Source organism: Sphingomonas crusticola, assembly GCF_003391115.1.
In the GTDB taxonomy this organism is placed as follows: Bacteria; Pseudomonadota; Alphaproteobacteria; order Sphingomonadales; family Sphingomonadaceae; genus Sphingomonas_I; species Sphingomonas_I crusticola.
Genome location: NZ_QTJP01000001.1, coordinates 2,715,174 through 2,729,424 on the forward strand (window position 1 = coordinate 2,715,174; position 14,251 = coordinate 2,729,424).

General features: G+C 62.7%; 13 protein-coding genes. 5 read left to right on the plus strand and 8 right to left on the minus strand.

The window, feature by feature from the left end:
• Window positions 1–55 precede the first annotated feature (55 nt).
• Window positions 56–691 (plus strand): extensin-like domain-containing protein, encoded by a 636-nt coding sequence (locus DX905_RS12925; protein WP_116091712.1) that lies wholly within the window; start codon window positions 56–58, stop codon window positions 689–691.
• A 10-nt stretch (window positions 692–701) separates the two neighbouring features.
• Complete coding sequence (locus tag DX905_RS12930; RefSeq protein ID WP_116091713.1) at window positions 702–1,607, plus strand: LOG family protein; 906 nt, start codon at window positions 702–704, stop codon at window positions 1,605–1,607.
• 40 nt (window positions 1,608–1,647) lie between these two features.
• Here the strand turns inward: DX905_RS12930 and metK are convergent, their stop codons facing one another.
• Both metK and lnt read right to left on the minus strand, forming a co-directional pair.
• A complete protein-coding gene (gene metK, locus DX905_RS12935) occupies window positions 1,648–2,856 on the minus strand; it encodes a methionine adenosyltransferase (protein WP_116091714.1) in 1,209 nt (402 codons plus the stop codon).
• A 64-nt stretch (window positions 2,857–2,920) separates the two neighbouring features.
• Window positions 2,921–4,426 carry an apolipoprotein N-acyltransferase gene (gene lnt / locus DX905_RS12940; protein ID WP_116091715.1) on the minus strand — a complete coding sequence of 502 codons (1,506 nt, stop codon included), beginning with the start codon at window positions 4,424–4,426 and terminating at the stop codon, window positions 2,921–2,923.
• A gap of 69 nt (window positions 4,427–4,495) precedes the next feature.
• Between lnt and DX905_RS12945 the strand changes: the two genes are divergently transcribed.
• The gene (locus DX905_RS12945; RefSeq protein WP_116091716.1) at window positions 4,496–4,918 is read left to right on the plus strand and encodes a VOC family protein; all 423 of its coding nucleotides are present in this window, start codon (window positions 4,496–4,498) and stop codon (window positions 4,916–4,918) included.
• A complete protein-coding gene (locus DX905_RS12950; protein ID WP_205412254.1) occupies window positions 4,918–5,781 on the plus strand; it encodes a class I SAM-dependent methyltransferase in 864 nt (287 codons plus the stop codon). Before DX905_RS12945 ends, DX905_RS12950 begins: the two co-directional genes overlap by 1 nt.
• 9 nt (window positions 5,782–5,790) lie before the next feature.
• On the opposite strand, the gene DX905_RS12955 is transcribed toward DX905_RS12950, so the two are convergent.
• The 6 genes from DX905_RS12955 to DX905_RS12980 form a co-directional block, all read right to left on the minus strand.
• Window positions 5,791–6,111 carry a polyhydroxyalkanoic acid system family protein gene (locus tag DX905_RS12955; RefSeq protein ID WP_116091717.1) on the minus strand — a complete coding sequence of 107 codons (321 nt, stop codon included), beginning with the start codon at window positions 6,109–6,111 and terminating at the stop codon, window positions 5,791–5,793.
• Window positions 6,111–7,454 (minus strand): PQQ-dependent sugar dehydrogenase, encoded by a 1,344-nt coding sequence (locus DX905_RS12960; RefSeq protein WP_205412255.1) that lies wholly within the window; start codon window positions 7,452–7,454, stop codon window positions 6,111–6,113. Before DX905_RS12960 ends, DX905_RS12955 begins: the two co-directional genes overlap by 1 nt.
• A gap of 41 nt (window positions 7,455–7,495) precedes the next feature.
• Window positions 7,496–8,371 carry a hemolysin family protein gene (locus DX905_RS12965; RefSeq protein ID WP_116091718.1) on the minus strand — a complete coding sequence of 292 codons (876 nt, stop codon included), beginning with the start codon at window positions 8,369–8,371 and terminating at the stop codon, window positions 7,496–7,498.
• Between the two features lie 8 nt (window positions 8,372–8,379).
• Complete coding sequence (gene ybeY / locus DX905_RS12970) at window positions 8,380–8,892, minus strand: rRNA maturation RNase YbeY (RefSeq protein WP_116091719.1); 513 nt, start codon at window positions 8,890–8,892, stop codon at window positions 8,380–8,382.
• A 9-nt stretch (window positions 8,893–8,901) separates the two neighbouring features.
• Entirely contained in the window at window positions 8,902–9,897 is a 996-nt protein-coding gene (locus DX905_RS12975) for a PhoH family protein (RefSeq protein WP_116091720.1), read from the minus strand.
• A gap of 75 nt (window positions 9,898–9,972) precedes the next feature.
• Window positions 9,973–10,665 (minus strand): endonuclease/exonuclease/phosphatase family protein, encoded by a 693-nt coding sequence (locus DX905_RS12980; RefSeq protein ID WP_116091721.1) that lies wholly within the window; start codon window positions 10,663–10,665, stop codon window positions 9,973–9,975.
• A gap of 232 nt (window positions 10,666–10,897) precedes the next feature.
• Here DX905_RS12980 and DX905_RS12985 point away from each other — a divergent pair, with 232 nt between their 5' ends.
• Entirely contained in the window at window positions 10,898–14,239 is a 3,342-nt protein-coding gene (locus DX905_RS12985) for a TonB-dependent receptor (protein WP_116091722.1), read from the plus strand.
• Window positions 14,240–14,251 lie beyond the last annotated feature (12 nt).

The window sequence follows — 14,251 nt, forward strand, 5'->3', positions numbered from 1 at the left end:
CTCCCCGGGTGCAACATTGGTGGTGAGCGCGGCGCCGGCCCGCTAACGGCACGACATGCGTGCCGTAATTCTGCTCTGCCTGTTCCTCGCGCTTGCGGGTTGTCTCAAGGATAAACCCCAACCCGGACGCAACCTTCCCCCACCGGTCGACGATCCGCGTGCGTTCAAGGCCTGTCTCGTCGATCTTGCCGGGCTAGGCGCCAAGGTTCAGCCGTTGCCGGATCGCAGCTGGGCCAATGGCTGTTCGGCGACACAAACCGTCAAGCTGGTGGCGATCGGCATTCCCGTCACCAATCTCGGCGCGATCAAATGTGGCTTGGCGCGGCCATTTGTGATTTGGATCCAGCAATCTGTGCAACAGGCTGCTCGCGCCCGGCTGGGCAGCAATGTCGCCAAGATCGAGAGTTTCGGCTCGTTCGCCTGCCGTCCGGTCAACAATGTCGAGGGCAACAAATTGTCCGAACATGGCCGTGCCGATGCGATCGATATTTCCGCCTTCAATCTGGCGGATGGACGCCGCATCACGGTGAAAGACGGCTGGAACGGCCCGGACGACAAAGCGCGCGCTTTTCTGCGCGATCTCCACAGCGCCGCCTGCCGTCGGTTCAACGTCGTGCTGGGCCCCGACGCGAACGCCTTTCATCGCGACCATCTCCATTTCGATATGGGCAGGGGGCCCTACTGCCGCTAACTGCGCGGCAATGACTGATACATCCATTCCCAATCGCATCTTCCCCAAGGCCAAGGACGACGCAGCCTCGGCTGCGCAGCAGGCCGGCCACGTTCTGCCGCAAACGTCGGACCCGGCTTATCGCCTGGCCTATATGGATACGGACTTCCTACTTCGCGACGATCTGCGTCCCGTGCGCTTCCAGCTCGAATTGATGAAGCCAGAGCTTTACCTGGAAGAAGCCGGGATCGGGTCAACCTTCGTGATGTATGGGTCGGCGCGTATCCCCTCGCCCGAGCGGGCCGACATGCTGATCGAAGCAGCGAAGACCGATACCCAGCTACGTATCGCTCAAAGCCTCAAGGCCAAGTCGCATTATTACGATGTCGCGCGCCAATTGGCACGACTGGCGAGCGATGCGCCGAACTCGGTCGAAGGCAAGCGGCAGTTTGTCGTTTGCTCAGGCGGCGGCCCTGCCATCATGGAAGCCGCCAATCGCGGTGCGGCCGATGTAGGCAAGGATTCGGTAGGCCTGAACATCGTGCTGCCGTTCGAGCAGGCGCCGAACGATTATGTCACGCCGCACCTGAGCTTCAATTTCCATTATTTTGCGCTTCGCAAGATGCACTTCCTGATCCGGGCGCGTGCGGTGGCGGTGTTCCCGGGCGGCTTCGGCACGTTCGACGAATTCTTTGAACTGCTGACGTTGGTACAGACGGGCAAGACTGCGGTCCTCCCGATCCTGCTTTACGGCAAGGAATTCTGGAACCGCGTGGTCAATTTCGACGCATTGGTTGAGGAAGGCGTGGTTGCCCCCCAGGACCTCGACCTGTTTCACTTCTGCGAGACGGCGGAAGAGGGGTGGGAATGCGTCCAGGAATTTTACCGGACCAACCAGCAGCCGCTGTTCCGCAAAGGCCGAGGCGAAAAGAAATAGGAAAGGTTGAGCCCCGCCGCGCAGGCGGGGCTCGATAGAATTAAAGCGCCGCCTTGAGATCGTCGACCAGGTCGGTGCGTTCCCACGGGAAGAAGTCGCCCTCCGGCTGACGACCGAAATGGCCGTAGGCGGCGGTCTTCTGGTAGATCGGCTTGTTCAGCTTCAGGTGCGTGCGGATGCTGCGCGGGGTGAGCCCGCCAAGCTTCGGGATGCTCATGATAGCGGCTTCGATCTGATCGTCGCCGACCGTGCCGGTGCCGTGCGTATCGACATAGAGCGACAGCGGCTTGGACACGCCGATCGCATAGGCCAGCTGGATCGTGCAGCGCTGCGCGAGCCCGGCGGCAACGATGTTCTTCGCCAGATAGCGGGTAATGTAAGCCGCCGAGCGATCGACCTTGGTCGGATCCTTGCCGCTGAACGCGCCGCCGCCATGGGGCGATGCGCCGCCGTAAGTGTCGACGATGATCTTGCGGCCGGTGAGGCCGGCGTCGCCGTCCGGCCCGCCAATCTCGAAGCTGCCGGTCGGGTTGATGTGATATTCGGTAGCGTCGGACAGCAGATTAGCCGGCAGGATGTCGGCGACGACCTGCTTCACATAGGCCTTGAGCTCGGCTTCCTTCTCGCCCTCGTCATACCCCTTGCCGTGCTGGGTCGAGACCACGATTGCGGTCGCGGCGACGGGCTTGCTGCCCTCGTAGCGCAGCGTCACCTGGCTCTTGGCGTCGGGCTCGAGGAAGGGCGCCGCGCCTGAGTGACGATCGGCGGCCATGCGCTCGAGAATCTTATGGCTGTAATAGAGCGTCGCCGGCATCAGATCGGGCGTATCGTCGGCTGCATAGCCGAACATGATGCCCTGATCGCCAGCACCTTCATCCTTGTTGCCAGAAGCATCGACGCCCTGCGCGATATGGGCGGACTGCGGGTGAAGGTTGTTCTCGAAACGGAAGGTCTTCCAGTGGAAGCCGTCCTGCTCATAGCCGATTCGCTTCACCGTCGCGCGGACCGTGTCTTCGACTTCCTGCTGCACGCCTGGCGCCCAATTGCCGGCCTCATCCATGATGCCCTTGCCGCGGATTTCACCCGCCAGCACGACCAGCTGGGTGGTCGTCAGCGTCTCGCAGGCGATGCGCGCCTCCGGATCCTTGCCGAGGAACAGATCCACCACTGCGTCCGAGATCTGGTCTGCCACCTTGTCGGGATGACCTTCCGAAACGCTTTCGGACGTGAAGAGATAGTCGCTGCGCATGGGGTAAGAATTCCTCGGATGAGCGCCCGAAGGCCAGATATAAAGCTATCGTTATATGTGCCGCTTAGCTTGCACGGCGGCGGCTTGCAAACCCGATAGCGAACAAGAAAAGCGCGAGGGCCAATGGCAAAATATTTCCGAAGCGCGCGAACAGGGTCGGCGCGTGCGCGGGCGGCAGCGGCAATTCGATCGCGCCGGCGGTACGCCAGGGCAGCGCGCCCAGCAGCCGTCCGCCAGCGTCGATCACCGCCGAGATGCCGGTCGGCGTCGAGCGGACCACCGGCAGGCCTTCCTCCGCTGCCCGCAACCGCGCCTGGGCGAGATGTTGCGGCGGGCCCCATCGTCCGAACCAGGCGTCGTTGGACGGGTTGAACAGGAACATCGGGCGATGGGCACGATCGATAACGTGACCGGAGAAGATGATTTCGTAACAGATCTGGACTCCGATCTTGCCGATCCCCGGCAGCTCCACGTTGCGCGGACCCGGCCCCGAGTTGAAGTCGGCATCGCCCGGTGCAAGCCGCGACAGGCCGACCCGCGACAGGATTGGCCGCATCGGCAGATATTCGCCATATGGAACGAGGTGAGCCTTGTCGTAGCGCCCGAGGATGTGGGCTTCGGCGTCAAGCGCAAACAGGCTGTTGGCCGCGTAAGCGAGGCGGCCATCCGGTGCGAATCGGATCGTTTCCGCGCCCGTGAGCATGACGTCGCGCGGGCCAAGCAGGGCAGCGAGCGAACGGCGCGCCAGCTCGTCCTGTTCCAGAATGGCGGGGATCGCAACCTCGGGCCACAGGACGACACGCGGGCGGGGCCCCGGCTTGCCGCTGAGGGTGGCGAGCCGGCGATAATTGTCTGCGCTGTGCGCCTGATCCCACTTATTTTCTTGGCCGATATTGGGCTGGACGACATGGAGAAGGGGCCCCGAAAGAGTGACTTCCGGGGTGGGCGACCGCAACAACGCCGATCCGCTCCCCACAATGAAGATTGCCAGCAGGGACACAGCCGACTTGCGGTCGTGAACCGACTTCCAGATCAGTCCAGCCGTCAGGACCGTAACCCCTGACAAGCCATAGGTGCCGATCACCGCGACAAAGCCTCTCACCGGCCAGACCGGCGCCCATATTGCGGCCAACGGGTTCCAGGCGAACCCTGTGAACAGGGTGGCGCGCACGAGCTCGCTGATGATCCAGGTTGCGGCCAGACCTAGCATCAGTGGTGACCTCCAGCGTCTTGCCAGCCACCAGGCGACAGCCGTAGCCAGCGCCGGAAAGGCGGCGAGGTATATCGACACCAGAATTACCGCGACCCACCCGAGCCACGCGGGCATCGCCGCCTGATAGGTGAACGCGGTCGCGATCCAGTTCAGGCCGAGACAGAAATGGCCGAGGCCGAGCCACCAGCCCAGCGCCGCAGCGCGCCGCCAGGTCGCCGCCTGTTCAAGCAGGGCAATGAGGCCGGCGAAGCACAGCAACGTCAGCGGCCACAATTCCAGCGGCGCAAAGCCGCAAGCGGCGATCACTCCCAGCACGAAGGCGAGCGGATAAGCGCGGGTCGCGCCGAGCACAGGCATGGTCGTCCCTTAGCGCGATGAATGCGAAGGTGGAATGACGCGCAACGCGATAGCCGCTAGTAAGGCGCCATGCCTCTTCAGCCCTTCCATCTCGCCTTTCCCGTCCACGACCTCGCGGCCGCGCGCGCCTTTTATGGCGGGCTGCTCGGCTGTCCCGAAGGGCGCAGTTCCGATCAGTGGATCGACTTCGATCTGCGCGGTCATCAGATCGTTGCCCATCTCGACCCGGCGGCCAAGCCCGTGGGGATTACCAATCCCGTGGACGGGCATGATGTGCCGGTGCCGCATTTCGGGGTCGTGCTCGACTGGGACGATTGGCATGCGCTCGCCGCCCGGTTGGCGGCGGCGGGTGTCGACTTCGGCATCGCGCCGCATATTCGATTCCAAGGCCAGGTAGGCGAGCAGGCGACGATGTTCTTTCGTGATCCCTCGGGCAATGCGCTCGAGTTCAAGGCCTTTCGCGACCTCGGCCAGCTCTTCGCCAGCGCCTGATGCGTACACCGCCACCGACTTTCGATCCCGCGGTCTATCGCGCCAGCGATCCGGCTCTCGCCGATCTGGATGATGCCGCAGCGCTCGATCATTATCGCGAACATGGGCGCGAAAAGGGCATCGTCGCGTCGCCGCTGGCGCTGCGCGAAAACCTGCTCGCTTTCATCGACGATGATTGCTCGATCCTGGAAATCGGGCCGTTCCACTCCCCGCTCAAGCGCGGGCCCAATGTCGAATATCTCGATGTCCTGGACGCAGAGCAATTACGTAAGCGCGCGTCCACTACACGCGGCAATCCCGCCGGTGTCCCGGACATCATCCACCATGTCGGCGGGCTGGAGCGGGTCGATCGCCGTTACGACGCGGTGCTGAGCAGCCATGCGATCGAGCATCAGCCCGATCTGGTACGCCACCTGCAGCAGGTGGAGCATATTCTACACCCAGGCGGCAGTTATTTCCTGATCATTCCGGACAAACGCTATTGTTTCGATCATTTCATCGCCGACAGCACGATCGCCGATGTGCTAGCCGCCTATCGGGAGGAGCGATCGGCCCATACGCTGAAAAGCGTGATCGAGCATCGTGCGCTGACCACGCACAATGAGTCCCTGCGGCATTGGCAGGGTGACCATGGCGATCCCGAGCGCAGGCGCGCGGCGCGGGTCCAGGCGGCACTTGACGAATATGATCGAGCCGCCGGAGGATATGTCGACGTCCATGCCTGGTATTTCACACCGCCTGGCTTCAGATCGATCGTGAACACGTTAAGCGAGCTAGGCCTGATCGGGCTGGAGATTGCGGGGCTCTACCATCCCGCGTTCGGCCGCAACGAATTCTGCGCGATCCTCAGGCGGCCTGAATAGGACGCGGTGTCAGTTGCTCTTGTCCTCGAGCAGCTTCGCGCCCTGATCGCGCACGGCTGCGCTGATCATGCCGGAGAAATAAGCGAGCATCGCCGGCAGGGAGACGTGAACCCGAACCACGCTGTCGAGAACCTCGAGCCGGGCAGGGATGGTTTGCCCCATCACCTTGATCTCGAGCGCCATCTCATTCTCGCTCGGCCAAGAATGGTTCACCTCGCCCATGCCGCCCGGCATGTGGCCGCCAAGTTCCCCTATGCGCGACTTCAACCGGGCGCGAGCGCCATCGCGGCCGAGCTTGTGAGGAACATCGATCGTAACCGGTACGGACATTAGCGTGCTCCTACGCGCCAGACGGCCCCGCCGACGTCATCGGCAACCAGCAGGCCGCCGCTTTTGTCGATCGCCACACCGACCGGACGGCCGCGTGCGCGGCCCTGGCTATCCAGAAAACCGGTCAGGACATCAACCGGCTTGCCGACCGGTTTGCCGTTCGCGAACCTCACGAACACGACCTTATAACCGGACGGCGGGTTGCGATTCCACGAGCCGTGCTGGCCGATGAAGGCGCCCGCGGCGTAAGCCGGGCCGAGCGTCTCACCCGCCGCGAAAGCGAGGCCGAGCGATGCCGTGTGCGGGCCCAGCGCGTAATCGGGCTGGATCGAGGTGTCCTCGATCAGGTCAGGCGCCGGGTCCTTTGGCCGATTATCGGGATAAGTGCCCCAATAGAACCAGGGCCAGCCGTAGAAACCGCCAAACTGCACGCTGGTGAGATAGTCGGGCACGAGGTCCGAGCCGAGCTCGTCGCGCTCATTCACGACCGTCCATAAAGTGTGGGTGGCGGGCTCCCAGCCAAGGCCATTCGGATTGCGGATGCCGTAGGCGTAGATGCGATGGCTTCCGCTCTTCGCGTCGACTTCCCAGATCGCCGCGCGGCCTTCCTCGACGGCCATGCCGCGCTCGCCGACATTGGAGTTGGAGCCGACCGTGACGTAGAGCTTCGTGCCATCCGGACTGGCGATGACATTCTTCGTCCAGTGATGGTTGATCGTGCCACCGGGCAGATCCACCACCTTCTGCGCCTTGGCGGTGATGCGCGTTTCGCCGACTTTGAACGGGAAGCGCAGCAGCGCGTCCGTATCGGCCACGTAAAGCGTGTCGCCCACCAGCGCCATGCCGAACGGGGAGTTCAGGCCCGACAGCAGGACGGATCGCTGGTCCGCTACGCCATCGCCGTCGGTATCGCGCAACAGGGTGATACGGTTGGGACTTTTCCCGCCGGCTCCTGCCCGGCTCATAACGATCGTCTGGATCCAACCCTTCACCCCGGCGGTATCATCCGGTTTGGGCGGAGCATTGGTTTCGGCGACCAGCACGTCCCCATTGGGCACGACCAGCAGCCACCGTGGGTGGTCGAGGCCGGTCGCAAATGGCTGAACCTTCAGGCCAGCAGCGGGCGTTGGGCTCTCGCCCTGCTTCCAGCCCACCGACTTGGCGACCTTTACCAGCGGGAAGATGCCCGTGTGCGGCTTGCCGATCTGGGGACGGGTGCCCTGGACTGCCGCGATATCGAGTTGCGCGCGCTGTCGGTAGCCCGACATGACGATGACCGCGCCGCCGATCAGGACCATCAGGACCAGCACGGCGATCACGCCGATGAACACGCGTTTGATCATGGACGAACCCTAATCAACTCCCGGTCGGGAGAAAAGCGGGATCACTCGACCGGGGCTGGCTCCAGCGGCGGGTGAAGGCGCAGGCGCGTCACGCGGCGCGGATCGGCCTCGGTCACTTCCAGCCGCCAACCGCTCGGGTGAAGCACGGTTTCGCCCGCCTGGGGCACGTGTCCAGCCAGGACGGTGGCAAGGCCGCCGAGCGTGTCGATATCTTCCTCGACCTCGCCAAGGCGAGGGTCGACCAGTTCGGCTAGCTCCTCCAGCTCCGCGCGGGCATCGGCGAGCCAGATGCCGTCGTCCATCGGCACCAGGGATGCTTCGGCGGCCTCGTCATGCTCGTCTTCGATCTCGCCGACGATCTCCTCGACGATGTCCTCGATCGTGACGAGGCCTTCGGTGCCGGAATATTCGTCGAGCACGATCGCGAGATGGGTCCGCGTTGCGCGCATTTCCGCCAGCAGGTCGAGCACCCCCATCGACTCGGGCACGTAACGCGGCTGACGGATCAGGGCGGCAATGTCGTCCGGTGGCGTCTCGTTACGCGCCAGGATCGCGAACACGTCCTTGATGTGGATCATGCCGATCACTTCGTCCAAACTGTCGCGGTAGACCGGCAGCCGGCTGTGCCCGGCGTCGGCAAAGGCGGCGACGAGATCGCCGAAGCTGATCGTTTCCGGAACGGCGATTATGTCGGCGCGCGGGACGCCCGCGTCACCTGCGGTGCGGTCGCCGAAATCGAGCAGGTTGCGCAGCATCTGCCGCTCGGCGCTGGACAGGTCGCCCTTGGTTGGCGCGTCGTCCTCATGCTCCTCGATCGCTTCCTCTATCTGGTCGCGCAGCGTCGTTTCGCTGTCCCGTCCAAAAATCAGGCTACGCAGCCCGGTCCACAATCGTCCGCCGTCATTGTCTTCAGGCATTGCCGGCCTCAATCCTCGCGGATGGCATAAGGATCGTCGATGCCGAGCGTCGCAAGGGCAGCGCGCTCAATCTCTTCCATGGCCTCTGCCTCGGCCTCACCCTGTTCATGGTCATAGCCTAGCAAATGCAGCGTGCCGTGGACAATGAGATGCGTGGCGTGCGCTTCGAGCGCCACATCTTTTTCCGCCGCCTCGCGCACGGTGACACCATGCGCCAGCACGATATCGCCAAGCAGCGTCTCGCCATCGTCATCGCCGGGATTGAGCGCATCCAGCAGATCGGCCTGCACCATCGGGAAAGACAGGACGTTGGTCGACTTGTCCTTCTGCCGATAGGTGCGATTAAGAAGCTGCACCTCGTCGTCGGACGTATAGCGCACCGACACTTCCACGATGGTTGTCATCGTCGCGATGTCGCCATGCGCGCTGGCACTAACCGCCGCGCGCACCGCGCGCTCGGCAAGCGCATCCCAGCTGCCCGCCGGCCACGGCGCCTCAATCGCGGTTTCCACCTGAATCATGGCTCGCCCTTAGGCGCCTTCGCCTTCATACGCTTCGACAATCCGTCCGACGATCGGGTGGCGTACCACGTCGGCCGAACTGAAGCGGATCGTTGCAATGCCATCGACACCTTCAAGCCGGCCGACCGCGTCGGCCAGCCCGGACTTGCCGATGTCGGGAAGGTCGATCTGGCGCGGATCGCCGCACACCACCATGCGGCTGTTCTGGCCGAAGCGGGTGAGAAACATCTTCATCTGCGCGGGCGTGGTGTTCTGCGCCTCGTCGAGAATGATGAAGGCGTCGGCGAGCGTACGGCCACGCATGAATGCGATCGGTGCGATCTCAATCTCTCCGCTGGCGATGCGGCGTTCGACCTGTTCGGCCGGCAGCATGTCATAAAGCGCATCGTAAAGCGGGCGGAGATAGGGATCGACCTTCTCCTTCATATCCCCCGGCAGGAAGCCCAGCCGCTCGCCGGCCTCCACCGCGGGCCGGGACAGAATCAGGCGCGTGACCTGGCCCTGGATCAGCATCTGCACCGCCTGAGCGACCGCGACATAGGTCTTGCCGGTGCCCGCCGGCCCCAGCGCGAAGATCACGTCCGATGACGCCAGCGCATGCATATAGCGCGTCTGGGTGGCCGAGCGCGGCACGATCGTCTTCTTGCGCGTGCGGATCATGATCGTCGGCGGTTCGGTCACATCCTGACGGATGATCCCGTCGAGCACCGGCTCGGCCGACATGCTGATCACCGCCTCGACCATGCCCGAATCGATATCGTCGCCTTTGACGATGCGATTGTAGAGCCCGGTCAGCACCTCGCGAGCGCGGGCGGCGGCTTCCGCCTCGCCCTCGATCTGCACCTTGTTGCCACGCGCGCTGACATAGACTCCGAGGCGGTTCTCGATCGCCACCAGATTCTGATCATATTCGCCGAACAGGCGGCCGAGCAGCTGCGGTCGATCGAACAGGATTTCGAGGCGGGCGCGATCGCCGGCCTGGGCGGGAACAGGCTTGCGGCTCATGCGGTCCTTTCGAATCTCACGATGCCAAGATGGTGCGGCGGGAACGGGAAAGGAAGCGGAATCGGACGAACCCCATCATCCGATCCGAATCCGTGCCCAGACCGGGAGATGATCGGAGGCGTTGCGAGCCAGCAGCGAATTGTGCACCCCCGATTCGACAACCTTGATGCCGTTGCTCACGAACATCCGGTCGAGCTTGCCGACCGGCTGCCGCGCGTGAAAGCTGGGGCCGAGCGGTACGATCCTATGATGCTGGCAGAAGTCCCGGATACAGCCGCTGTTGCGCCATTCATTCAGATCGCCGGCCATGACGAGCGGCAGCTGATCATGCTGATGGTCGAGCTCGGATAGGATGGCGCGCGCCTGCTTGCGCCGCCACAGGCCGGACAGGTCGAGATGCATGCCGACAAGGCGTAGGGCCTGGCCGTCGACCTTTACGTCCGCCAGAACCGCGCCGCGCGGCTCCAACGTGGGCAGGTGCAGGGGCTGGTGGCGCAAGATTTCCACCCCCGGTCCGATCAGTACCGCATTGCCGTGCCAGCCGATGCTGCCCGGGCGCATTTCGTAAGGCACGGGGCGGTAGATGCTATGCTCCGCCAGCATGTGCGGCGGCAGCGCGCTCTGGCGGTCGCCGAAGCGACGGTCCGCCTCCTGCAGCAGCACGATGTCCGCGCCGATCTCACCCAAGATTTCGATGATGCGTTCGGGGCGGCGGCGGCGGTCGGCGGCGATCGCCTTTCGGATGTTGTAGCTCGCGATCAGTACCATGGCGCAACGAACCGTGCGCTTCGCTTCCTGTTCCCGAAACGATTAAACGAGTGCGGCAATGCTGCAACAGCGCGCCGCTTTTCGCTGCGCCGCGGGACTCATGTTGCGGTGCGAAAAAGGGCTGTGTAATCGTTACCGCAGGCCGCGACAGGGGTTGCTCGCGGAAAGAGTCATCGAGCTGTCATGTAGGGCGCACAAGGCGCCTGCAACACGCTTTAATAGGGGCAATATCATGAAGAAACTGCTTGCAGGCTGCGCTCTCGCGGCGCTCGCCACCAGCGCGGTCCATGCGCAGGAAACGACGTCCAGCATTCGCGGCAACGTCACGGCGCAGGGCGCGCCTGTCGCAAATGCGACGGTGACGATCCTGCACGTGCCGTCCGGCACCCGTGCGGTCACCACCACGGACGCAGCCGGCCAGTTTCAGGCTTCTGGTCTTCGCGCGGGAGGCCCTTACTCGGTGACCGTCACTGCGTCGGGTTATCCGAGCTATCAGGTCACCGACGTTGAAACGATTGCGGCCCAGGCATTCGAACTTTCGGTCGAGCTCGCCGGTTCAGAGCAGGAAGTCGTGATCACCGCGACCCGGCTGCCGAGTGCCCGCTCGGTTTCGCAGGGTCCCGCTACCGTGCTCAACACACGCGACATCCAGAACATCGCCACGATCAACCGCGACATTCGCGATCTTGCTCGCCGCGATCCCTTCGCGCGTCTCGATGATACGCCGTCCGGTGGCCGCGCGATTTCCTTTGCGGGTCAGAATGCACGCTATAACAAATTCTCGGTGGACGGCGTGCCGATCACCGACAATTTCGGTCTCAACACCGATGGCCTTCCCAGCCGCCGTTCCCCGATCCCGCTCGACGCGATCGGCCAGTTCCAGGCGAAGGTTGCGCCGTTCGACGTGCGCGAAGGCAATTTCCAGGGCGGTGCGATCAACATCGTGCTGCGTTCCGGCACCAACGATTTCCAGGGCACGGGCTTCTACAGCTTTTCGAGCGACGAGCTGACCGGCAAGAAGACCAAGGACCTGAAGGTCACACTGCCGAACTTCACCTTCAAGAATTATGGCGCCGAAGTTTCTGGCCCGATCATCAAGGACAAGTTGTTCTTCATGGTTGCGGCCGAGCGCGTCCGCGCCGGCACGCCGATCGCCGAAGGTCCTACCGACAACAATGCCGGTACCGCCATTCCTGGTCTGACCCAGGCGCAGGTCGATCAGATCTCCGCGATCGCGAAGAGCAAATATAACTATGACACGGGCGGCATCCTCAACAACTCGAACGATCGCGACGATCGTTTGGTCGCGAAGATCGACGCCAATCTGTCCGAAACGCAGCGCCTGTCGCTGACGTACAATTACACGAAGGATCAGATCAACCTCGGTCAGAACACCTTCACCACGGCCCCCCCGGGCTTGGGGCTGGAGTCCAACGGTTATATCCAGGGCAACCGGCTGCACACCGGCGTGGCGCAGCTGAACTCGCAGTGGACCGACGAATTCTCGACCGAAGTTCGTGGCTTCTACAAGGATTATAAGCGCCTGCAGGATCCCATTCTGGGCCGCGGGTTCGCGCAGTTCCGCGTTTGCGATGCCCCTACCTCGGATCGCTTCACCGCCACCAACCAGACCGCCAGCACGGAAGCGACCAACTGCGCCACCGGCAATGCCATCGTCTCCTTCGGTCCGGATATCTCCCGCCAGACCAATGCACTGACGAGCAAGACCTGGGGCGGTACGGTTCAGGCGCGCCTGACGACGGGCAATCACGACATCCGTGCTTTCGTCGATTATACCACCACCAAGATATTTAACTCATTCCTGCAATATTCTGCTGGCTATTATTATTTCGACTCGATCGCCGACTTCCAGGCCGGCAATTCGCAGCGGCTGCAATATGGCAACGCCGTGCCGTCGCTCAATCCGGACGATGCCGCCGCCAAGTTCGGCTACCAGCAATATACGTTTGGTATGATGGACACGTGGCGGATCAGCGACATCCTCAACGTGAGTTATGGCTGGCGCTACGATCTCTACGGCGGCCACAGCGAAGCCGCCTTGAACCGCAGCTTCGTTGCCAAATATGGCTTCAACAACAACGAATTCATCAACGGCCGCGGCGTGTTCCAGCCGCGCTTCGGCTTCGACTTCAAGCCGTCGCATCGCTTCAGCGTCCGCGGTGGTGCCGGTATCTTCGCCGGCGGCACGCCCGACGTCTATGTGTCGAACAGCTTCTCCAATACCGGCGTACTGACCAACCAGGTCACGATTACGCAGAATAACAACGGCACTTACGGTGGCACCGCCGGTGCGCTTCCGGCCGGCACCGGTGCTGCTGCTCTGACGAACGTTACCGGCACCTCAATCCCGACCGCGGTCAACAATTATCTGGCGAGCGGCACGGTGTCGGCGACTTCGACGACCAACGCTTTGGCGCACAATTTCAAGATCCCGTCGCAATTGCGCGCGACTTTGTCGGCCGCCTATCAGCTGGATCTGGGCGGGCTTGGCGACAATTGGGAAATTGGCGGCGATCTGTTCTATTCGGATGTTCGTAATCAGGTGTATTTCACCGATCTGCGCTCGGTGCCGATCGCAGGTTCGCTCACGCCGGATGGGCGCCAACGCTACCGCAACATCACTGGCAACAACGCGGACACCGGCACCGACATCCTGCTGACCAACACGAAGAAGGGTCGCAGTTACATCGCGGTCGCACATGTGCAGAAGGATTGGGACTTCGGCCTGGGTGCCTATTTCAGCTTCGCTTATGCGGACGTGAAGGATCAGGCGCCTGCCACCTCGTCTACGGCAGGCTCGAACTACACCAACGGTGCCTTCTACGACGGCAACAACGTCTCGTACGGCATTTCTAACGATCAGGTTAAGTACAACATCAAATACAACCTGACCTACGATCATGCCTTCTTCGGTGACTACAAGACGACGTTCGCGCTGTTCGGTGAAACCCGTATCGGCCACCCCTACAGCTATACGATGTTCGATCGCGCTACCGGCCGCGGGGCGGTTTTTGGCACGACCGGCACGGGTTCACGCTTCCTGCTCTACGTGCCGACGGTTGGTGGTGACACGAAGGTGTCCTACGACTCCGCGGCAACCCAGCAGGCGGTCGAAGCCTTGATCTCCGGCTCCAAGCTGAAGAAGTATCAGGGCACGGTCGCACCGCGCAATGCCTTCAACTCGAAGTGGTTCACGAAGTTCGATCTGCATCTCGCGCAGCAGATTCCGACCGGCTTCATGCACTCGCGCTTGGAAGCTTTCGCGGACATCGAGAACGTCACCAACCTCATCAACAAGAAGTGGGGTCAGATCCGCGAATATACGTTCCCGTATAATATCGCGCTCGTTAACGTTCAGTGCCTCACCACGCCGGTAGCCACCGGCACGGCACCAAGCGCTGCGCAGCAGGTTACGTCGACTGCGCAGACTTGTGCTCAGTATCGTTACTCGCCGGCGCAAACTTCGAACGGCCAGTTCGTGGTGCCGACCGACACGGTCTATACCCGACAGTCGCTCTATGCGATCCGTGTTGGTTTGCGCTTCAGCTTCTAATCGACGCCTGAG

What these genes read in the sequence shown, in the direction of transcription:
- DX905_RS12925 (WP_116091712.1), top strand. Translation starts at nt 56, where the DNA reads ATGCGTGCCGTAATTCTGCTCTGCCTGTTCCTCGCGCTTGCGGGTTGT.
- DX905_RS12930 (WP_116091713.1), top strand. Translation starts at nt 702, where the DNA reads ATGACTGATACATCCATTCCCAATCGCATCTTCCCCAAGGCCAAGGAC.
- metK (WP_116091714.1), bottom strand. Translation starts at nt 2,856, where the DNA reads ATGCGCAGCGACTATCTCTTCACGTCCGAAAGCGTTTCGGAAGGTCAT.
- lnt (WP_116091715.1), bottom strand. Translation starts at nt 4,426, where the DNA reads ATGCCTGTGCTCGGCGCGACCCGCGCTTATCCGCTCGCCTTCGTGCTG.
- DX905_RS12945 (WP_116091716.1), top strand. Translation starts at nt 4,496, where the DNA reads ATGCCTCTTCAGCCCTTCCATCTCGCCTTTCCCGTCCACGACCTCGCG.
- DX905_RS12950 (WP_205412254.1), top strand. Translation starts at nt 4,918, where the DNA reads ATGCGTACACCGCCACCGACTTTCGATCCCGCGGTCTATCGCGCCAGC.
- DX905_RS12955 (WP_116091717.1), bottom strand. Translation starts at nt 6,111, where the DNA reads ATGTCCGTACCGGTTACGATCGATGTTCCTCACAAGCTCGGCCGCGAT.
- DX905_RS12960 (WP_205412255.1), bottom strand. Translation starts at nt 7,454, where the DNA reads ATGATCAAACGCGTGTTCATCGGCGTGATCGCCGTGCTGGTCCTGATG.
- DX905_RS12965 (WP_116091718.1), bottom strand. Translation starts at nt 8,371, where the DNA reads ATGCCTGAAGACAATGACGGCGGACGATTGTGGACCGGGCTGCGTAGC.
- ybeY (WP_116091719.1), bottom strand. Translation starts at nt 8,892, where the DNA reads ATGATTCAGGTGGAAACCGCGATTGAGGCGCCGTGGCCGGCGGGCAGC.
- DX905_RS12975 (WP_116091720.1), bottom strand. Translation starts at nt 9,897, where the DNA reads ATGAGCCGCAAGCCTGTTCCCGCCCAGGCCGGCGATCGCGCCCGCCTC.
- DX905_RS12980 (WP_116091721.1), bottom strand. Translation starts at nt 10,665, where the DNA reads ATGGTACTGATCGCGAGCTACAACATCCGAAAGGCGATCGCCGCCGAC.
- DX905_RS12985 (WP_116091722.1), top strand. Translation starts at nt 10,898, where the DNA reads ATGAAGAAACTGCTTGCAGGCTGCGCTCTCGCGGCGCTCGCCACCAGC.